The following is a 7,097-nucleotide window of genomic DNA, read 5'->3' on the forward strand; positions in this document are numbered from 1 at the left end:
CGATACGGCCGACCGGGGCGCCTCGGACGACCGCACCGGCGACGGTGGCGCGGCGGGCGTGGTGACCACGCGCGCGTTGCTGTTCTTCGTCCACGGGGTCGCCGCCGACGGCGAGTTGCTGCACCTGACCTCCCAGTACGGCGAGGTGCGCACCCACGACCTCGCGCGCGGCAGCACGCGGCCGCGCGTCGCCGGGTTGGAGCGGCCCACCGGCGTGTGCGTGCACGGGGCCGGGACGCTCGTGGTCGCGGAGACGGGTGCGGGCCGGGTGCTGACGGTGGACGGCGACGACACCGTCACCGTGCTCGCCTCCGGGCTCGGTGAGCCCGTCGACGTGGCGGTGGACCGGTGGGGACGCTGCTACGTCTCGGACGCGAAGCGCGGTGCGGTCCTGCGCGTCGACGACGAGGCCGTGGTCCCCGTCCTGGAGGGGCTCACGGCACCGCAGGGCGTGACCGTCGCGGACGACGCGCTGTTCGTGGTGGACGCCGGATCCGCCGCGGTGCACACTCTGTGCCTCGCCACGGGCGGGACCGGGGTGGTGGCGCAGGCGCTGCCGCTCGGGCGCCGGGCCGGGACGGCCACCCCGGGTGAACCGGCGCTGTTCGCCCACGGGATGCCCGGGGTGCCCCGCCGGTTCACCGGCCTGGCCGCCGGACCGGACGGGACCCTTTACGTGGCGGGGGACGGCACGGTTCTGCGCCTGGCGCGACCGAGAGCGAGCCCCGACTGAGCACGCACGTGAGCGTGGGGCGGCTACCGCAACGAGCCGCTTCCCGAGGGGATGTCCAGGGGAGGATACGGGGAGATTCGGACTCTCCCCCACTCGCGCGGTAGTGACCGGCGCACACACCGTCGTTCGACGCCGCCGCGCACGACGAAGCCGAGCACCTGTTCACGTTCGCCCTGGCCTGCGCCGAAGAAGCCGACAACTGGCCGTTGCGGGCGCTGATCCTCGGCAACATGGCGCAACAGTCGGTGTGGCTCGGCAACCCACAGACGGGACTCACCCACACCGACCTCGCCCTCGTCCGCGCCGACCGCCTCCCTGCCACGCACCTCGCGCGCCTGCACACCATGCGTGCCCGCGTGTTCGCCGCCATGCACCGGACGGAGGAGACCCGTACCGCGGTCGGCACGGCCGACGAACATCTGGACAACAGCCGCCCCGACGACGACCCGATCTACCTGGCCCATTACGACCCGGCAGAGCACAACGCGGTCGCCGGAGAAGCGCTCGCCTCTCTCGCCACACCCACCGGTCACGGCACGGACGAGGCCACCCGACGGCTGACCGACTCGATCCACGGCTACGGCCCCACCTACACCCGCTCGAAAACTCTCGCCGAGATCCGGCTGGCGACCCACACCCTCGCCACCGGCGATCTCCGCGAAGCCGCCCACCTCGCCGCCGAAGCTCTCGACCACGCCGACCCGCTGCGCTCCCAACGTGCCCGGACCAACCTGCGCCACCTCAACCAGCACACCACCCGCCACACCGCCATCCCCGAGGTCGCCGACCTGAACGACCGCCTCACCACCCACCTCGCCGACGCGTGAGACAGCCCTGAGGGTGCTCAGGGCCTCCGGGCAACCCCGGCGGGGACGGTCGGTGGCCGCGGTTCCGGCTACCGCACCCGTTCCCAGCCGCGGCGGGCCGTCCGGCTGTCCCGGGCGGCGTCGCGGCTGCGGTAGACGATGTAGGGCCGGGTGAGGTAGCCCAGCGGCATCGAGAACACGTGCACCAGGCGGCTGAACGGCCAGAACGCGAACAGTGCCCACGCGGCGAGGGCGTGCAGCTGGAAGCCGAGGGTGGCGCGGGTCATCAGTTCCGGTTCCGGCTGGAAGTAGAAGATCGACCGGAACCACGGGGACACGGTCTCGCGGTAGTCGTGCGGGTTCTCGACGAGATTGCCGAGCACGGTGGTGCCGAGGCCGAGCACGATCGTGCCGAGCAGCAGCACGTACATGACCTTGTCGTTGCGGGTGGTCGCGGAGAACACCGGCCCGACGGTGCGGCGCCGGTAGACCAGGATCGCGGCGCCGACCAGGGTGGCGAACCCGACGACCACGCCGAGTGCGACCGCCATGACGTGGTAGGCGGTGTCGCTGATCCCGACCGCCTCGGTCCAGGACTTCGGGACGAGCAGGCCGCCGACGTGCCCGACCGCGACGAGCAGGATGCCGAAGTGGAACAGCGGGCCGCCCAGCCGCAGCAGCCGGTTCTCGTAGAGCTGGGAGGAGCGGGTGGTCCAGCCGAACTTGTCGTAGCGGTAGCGCCACACGTGCCCGACGACGAAGATCGCGATCGACACGTACGGGACGACGACCCACAGCAGGATCGCCTGCGTGCCGACCGCGGTCGGGGCGTCCTGCGCGGCGATCGGGTGGTTCATCGGGGGCCTCCCGCCGGGGGCATGTACTCGGGTGGGGCGAACGGGTCCAGCCCGACCTCCTCCTCGGGTGGCCCCTCGGCGGCGAGCCGGGCGACCGCCTCGTGTTCCCGCCCGCCGAGCGGCGGCAGGGTCGCCGAGACGGATTCCAGCACGTGTGCCCACGGGGAGCCGGTCTCCCGCAGCCCCAGTCGCATCAGTTCCAGTCCGGCGCGGTGTTCGACGAGCAGCCGCCTGCCCGCGGCCGCGTCGCCGGTGGCGGCGAACTCCAGCACGACGGCGAGGTGGTCGGGCAGTTCGTCCTCGTCGAGTTCGAGCCCCGCGGTGCGGTAGGCGTGCTTGAACCGCAGCAGCGCCATCCCGCGTTTGCGGGTGTCGCCGTAGGTGAAGTAGGTCAGGTACGGGCTGAACCGTTTGCGGTGGTCGAACGTGGCGACGTAGTCGGCGGCCAGCTCCAGCAGCGGGGTGGCGGCCGCGTGGTCGAGGAACCGGGCCAACGGGCGGGCCGGCGCCTGCGGCAGGGTCCGGGTGGCGGCCCGCAGCATCGGCATGCGCTGCGCCAGCCGCTCGTCCGGGTAGGTCAACACGAGGGACTGCGCCTGCCAGGCGGTGGCCCGGTCGGTGTCGGTGAGGGTCACGGCTGTGGCCTCACTTCCCCGGACGGGTCGCCACCGGCCGACTCGCCGGGCGGCTGGGGGCGCGGCGGGAACAGGCCCTCGGGATGTCCCTTGCCGTCCCAGTTCAGCAGGTTGACCCGGCTGCCCTTGTCGACCGGGGCGGCGACGGTGTCGGCGTTCTGCCGGTCGCGCAGCATCTGGAAGTTCTCCACCGCGATCGGCGCCGGGCCTCCGGAGGACTCGCCGAACGGGCCGGACCCGCCCATGCCGGGGCCGCCCTCGTAGTCCAGGCTGCATTCGGTGGCCAGTTCCTCCAGCCCGTGCGCCTGCTCACCGTGCGCGGACGGGATGACGTAGCGCTCGTCGTACTTGGCCAGCGCGAGCAGCCGGTACATGTCGTAGACCTGTTCGCCGGTCATGCCGACCTTCTCGGCGATGCGTTCGTCGGGTTCGCGGCCGAGGTTGATGTCGCGCATGTAGGAGCGCATCGCGCTCAGCCGGCGCAGCACCGTGTTCACCCGGTCCACGTCGCCCGCGGTGAACAGTTTCGCCAGGTATTCCACCGGGATGCGCAGCGCGTCGATGGCGGCGAAGAGGTTGCCGTGGTTTTCGGCGTCGTGCCCGGTGTCCCGGACGACGTCGACGACCGGCGACAGCGGCGGGATGTACCAGACCATCGGCAGGGTGCGGTACTCCGGGTGCAGCGGCAGCGCGACCTTGTACTCGTTGATCAGGGAGTGGATCGGGGAGCGCTGGGCCGCCTCGATCCAGTCGTGCGGGATCCCCGCGCGCTCGGCCTCACGGACGACGGCCGGGTCGTGCGGGTCGAGGAACACCTGCCGCTGGGACTCGTAGAGGTCGGTCTCGTCCGGCGCGGACGCCGCTTCGAGGACCTTGTCGGCGTCGTAGAGGACGAGGCCGATGTAGCGCAGCCGCCCCACGCAGGTCTCCGCGCACACGGTGGGGATGCCGACCTCGATGCGGGGGAAGCAGAAGGTGCACTTCTCGGCCTTGCCGGTGCGGTGGTTGAAGTAGATCTTCTTGTACGGGCAGCCGGAGACGCACATGCGCCAGCCGCGGCAGCGGTCCGAGTCGACGAGCACGATGCCGTCCTCGGTGCGTTTGTAGATCGCCCCGGACGGGCAGGAGGCGGCGCAGGACGGGTTCAGGCAGTGTTCGCAGATCCGCGGCAGGTAGAACATGAAGGTCTGTTCGAACTCGAACTGGACCTTGTCCTCGATGCCCTTGCGCATCGGGTCCCGGTGGCCGTGGTCGGGGGCGCCGCCGAGGTTGTCGTCCCAGTTCGCCGACCACGTGATCTCGGTGTGCTCGCCGCTGATCAGGGAGCGGGGCCGGGCGACCGGGGTGTGCTCCTGCAGGGGGGCGCTGGTGAGGGTGTCGTAGTCGTAGGTCCAGGGTTCGTAGTAGTCGTCCAGGCTGGGCAGTTTCGGGTTGCTGAAGATGGTCAGCAGCTTGCGCAGCCGTCCGCCGCCCTTGAGTCTGAGTCGGCCGCGCCGGTTGAGTTCCCAGCCGCCGCGCCAGCGTTCCTGGTCCTCGTAGGTGCGGGGATAGCCCTCCCCCGGGCGGGTTTCGACGTTGTTGAACCACACGTATTCGACACCGGCGCGGTTGGTCCACGCCTGTTTGCAGGTGACCGAACAGGTGTGGCAGCCGATGCACTTGTCCAGGTTCATGACCATGGCCATCTGGGCCATCACGCGCATCAGTACGTCACCTCCTGGCTGCGGCGGCGGATCACGGTGACCTCGTCGCGCTGGTTGCCGGTCGGGCCGAGGTAGTTGAAGGCGAAGGACAGCTGGCCGTAGCCGCCGATCAGGTGCGACGGCTTGACCATCAGCCGCGTCAACGAGTTGTGGATTCCGCCCCGCTTCCCGGACGCCTCGGCGCGGGGCACGTCGATCAGCCGGTCCTGCGCGTGGTGCATGTAGACGGTGCCCTCCGGCATCCGGTGCGAGACGACCGCACGGGCCACCACCACACCGTTGCGGTTGACCGCCTCGATCCAGTCGTTGTCCGACACGCCGATCCGGCGCGCGTCCGGTGTCGACATCCAGATGGTCTGCCCGCCGCGGGAGAGGCTGAGCATGAACAGGTTGTCCTGGTACTCCGAGTGGATCGACCATTTCGAGTGCGGCGTCAGGTAGCGCACGGCGATGCCGGCGCCGCCCGCGTCGCCGGTCCGGGGCTCGTCGAACAGCGCCGTCATGTCCAGCGGCGGCCGGAACACCGGAAGCTGTTCGCCGAGTTCGGCCATCCAGTCGTGGTCGAGGAAGAAGTGCTGCCGACCGGTCAGGGTGTGCCAGGGCTTGAGCCGTTCGACGTTGACGGTGAACGGCGAGTACCGGCGCCCGCCGGTCTCGCTGCCGGACCACTCCGGCGAGGTGATCACCGGCACGGGTGCGGCCTGCGTGTCGGCGAAGGTGATTCGCCTGCCCTCGCTCTCGGCGGCGAGGTCCGTGAGCGGCCGGCCGGTGCGGTGTTCCAGGGTGCGGAAGCCCTGGGTGGCGAGGTGTCCGTTGGTGGTGCCGGACAGCGCGAGGATCATCTCGCAGGCGTGCGCGTCGCGCACCAGGGACGGGCGGCCGTCGGCGGGGCCGCCCCGGACGACCCCGTTGCTGTGCCGGAGGTGCTCGACCTCGCGGTCGAGCCGGTAGGTGACGCCCTTGGTCGTCGCGCCGAGACTGTCGGCCAGCGGCCCGAGCGCGGTCATCTTCGCCGCGAGGGCGGGGTAGTCCCGTTCCACGACGGTGATCCGGGGCATGGTCACGCCGGGGACCGGGTCGCACTCGCCGGTCTTCCAGTCCCGGACCCGCCCGTGCGGGGTGGCCAGCTCGTCCGGGGTGTCGTGCAGCAGCGGTGTGGCGACCACGTCGTCGCGCACCCCGAGGTGGGTCGCCGCCAGCCGGCTGAACACCTCGGCGATCGCCTGGAACGCGGCCCAGTCGGTGCGGGTCTGCCAGGGGGGCGCGATCGCCGGGTTGAAGGCGTGCACGAACGGGTGCATGTCGGTGGTGTTCAGGTCGTGCTTCTCGTACCAGGTCGCCGCGGGCAGCACCACGTCGGAGAAGATCGTGCTGCTGGTCATCCGGAAGTCCAGGGTCAGCAGCAGGTCGAGCTTGCCGATCGGCGCGTCGTCGCGCCACACCACGTCCTCCGGCCGCGCCCCGGGCGGGGCCTCGTCCGCGCGCAGCGAGTCGTCCGCGCCGAGCAGGTGTTTGAGGAAGTACTCGTTGCCCTTCGCCGACGAGCCCAGCAGGTTCGCCCGCCACATGCTCAGCACCCGGGGGACGTTCTCCGGCGCGTCCGGGTCCTCGCAGGCGAACCGCAACCGCCCGGCCGCGAGCTCGGTGGACACGTACTCCGGGGCGGACTTGCCGGACCGCTCCGCGTCGTCGGCCAGGTCGAGCGGGTTGCGGTCGAACGTGGGCGCCGACGGCATCCAGCCCAGCCGGGCCGAGCGGGCGATCGCGTCGGCGGTCGTCATGCCGGACAGCGTCCCGTCCCCGGTGGCGGCGGCGAAGGTGTCCGCGCCGAAGTGGTCGTAGCGGAACTGGTCGGAGTGCAGGTACCAGTACGCGGTCTGGATCATCTGCCGCGGCGGGCGGGACCAGTCCGTGCCGAACGCCAGCTGGGACCAGCCGGTGAGCGGGCGGCACTTCTCCTGCCCGACGTAGTGCGCCCACCCGCCACCGTTGACCCCCTGGCACCCGGTGAGCGTGGTCAGGGTGAGGAACGCGCGGTAGATGACGTCGGAGTGGAACCAGTGGTTGGTCCCCGCCCCCATGATGATCATGGAGCGGCCGTGCGACTCCTCGGCGTTCGCGGCGAACTCCCGGGCGATGCGTTCCGCGGCCCGCGCGGGGACGCCGGTGATCGGTTCCTGCCACGCGGGTGTGTACGGCATGTCGGCGTCGTCGTAGCCGGTGGGCCAGGAGCCGGGCAGCCCGTCGCGGGGCACCCCGTACTGGGCCAGCAGCAGGTCGAACACCGTGGTGACCAGGTGCCCGCCGACGCGCCGCGCGGGAACGCCGCGGCGCACACTGCCCGCGGGCTCGGCGGCGTCGAA

The 7,097-nt window shown here is 71.4% G+C and carries 6 protein-coding genes; 2 read left to right on the forward strand and 4 right to left on the reverse strand.

Annotated features, from left to right (window positions below; genetic code table 11):
* Window positions 1-733: SMP-30/gluconolactonase/LRE family protein (locus tag ACTIR_RS26515; protein WP_026454130.1), on the forward strand; the 733-nt coding region annotated here is incomplete at its 5' end.
* 230 nt (window positions 734-963) lie between these two features.
* Complete coding sequence (locus ACTIR_RS22575; protein WP_199285598.1) at window positions 964-1,560, forward strand: hypothetical protein; 597 nt, start codon at window positions 964-966, stop codon at window positions 1,558-1,560.
* 68 nt (window positions 1,561-1,628) lie between these two features.
* Here ACTIR_RS22575 and narI read toward each other — a convergent pair whose 3' ends face one another.
* The 4 genes from narI to ACTIR_RS0109805 form a co-directional block, all read right to left on the reverse strand.
* A complete protein-coding gene (gene narI / locus ACTIR_RS0109790) occupies window positions 1,629-2,396 on the reverse strand; it encodes a respiratory nitrate reductase subunit gamma (RefSeq protein ID WP_052583806.1) in 768 nt (255 codons plus the stop codon).
* The gene (narJ, locus tag ACTIR_RS0109795; RefSeq protein ID WP_026454132.1) at window positions 2,393-3,031 is read right to left on the reverse strand and encodes a nitrate reductase molybdenum cofactor assembly chaperone; all 639 of its coding nucleotides are present in this window, start codon (window positions 3,029-3,031) and stop codon (window positions 2,393-2,395) included. The genes narI and narJ overlap by 4 nt, the downstream gene beginning before the upstream one ends.
* Window positions 3,028-4,734, reverse strand: coding sequence for a nitrate reductase subunit beta (gene narH / locus ACTIR_RS0109800; protein ID WP_026454133.1), 1,707 nt, complete (start codon window positions 4,732-4,734; stop codon window positions 3,028-3,030). The genes narJ and narH overlap by 4 nt, the downstream gene beginning before the upstream one ends.
* The coding region (locus tag ACTIR_RS0109805; RefSeq protein ID WP_026454134.1) for a molybdopterin-dependent oxidoreductase at window positions 4,734-7,097 on the reverse strand (2,364 nt) is incomplete at its 5' end. The genes ACTIR_RS0109805 and narH, both read right to left, overlap by 1 nt.

Origin of the sequence: Saccharomonospora iraqiensis subsp. iraqiensis (assembly GCF_000430445.1) — a bacterium.
Taxonomy (GTDB): Bacteria; Actinomycetota; Actinomycetes; order Mycobacteriales; family Pseudonocardiaceae; genus Saccharomonospora; species Saccharomonospora iraqiensis.

Coding starts and splice junctions, on each gene's coding strand:
- ACTIR_RS22575 (WP_199285598.1), top strand. CDS start 964: ATGGCGCAACAGTCGGTGTGGCTCGGCAACCCACAGACGGGACTCACC.
- narI (WP_052583806.1), bottom strand. CDS start 2,396: ATGAACCACCCGATCGCCGCGCAGGACGCCCCGACCGCGGTCGGCACG.
- narH (WP_026454133.1), bottom strand. CDS start 4,734: ATGCGCGTGATGGCCCAGATGGCCATGGTCATGAACCTGGACAAGTGC.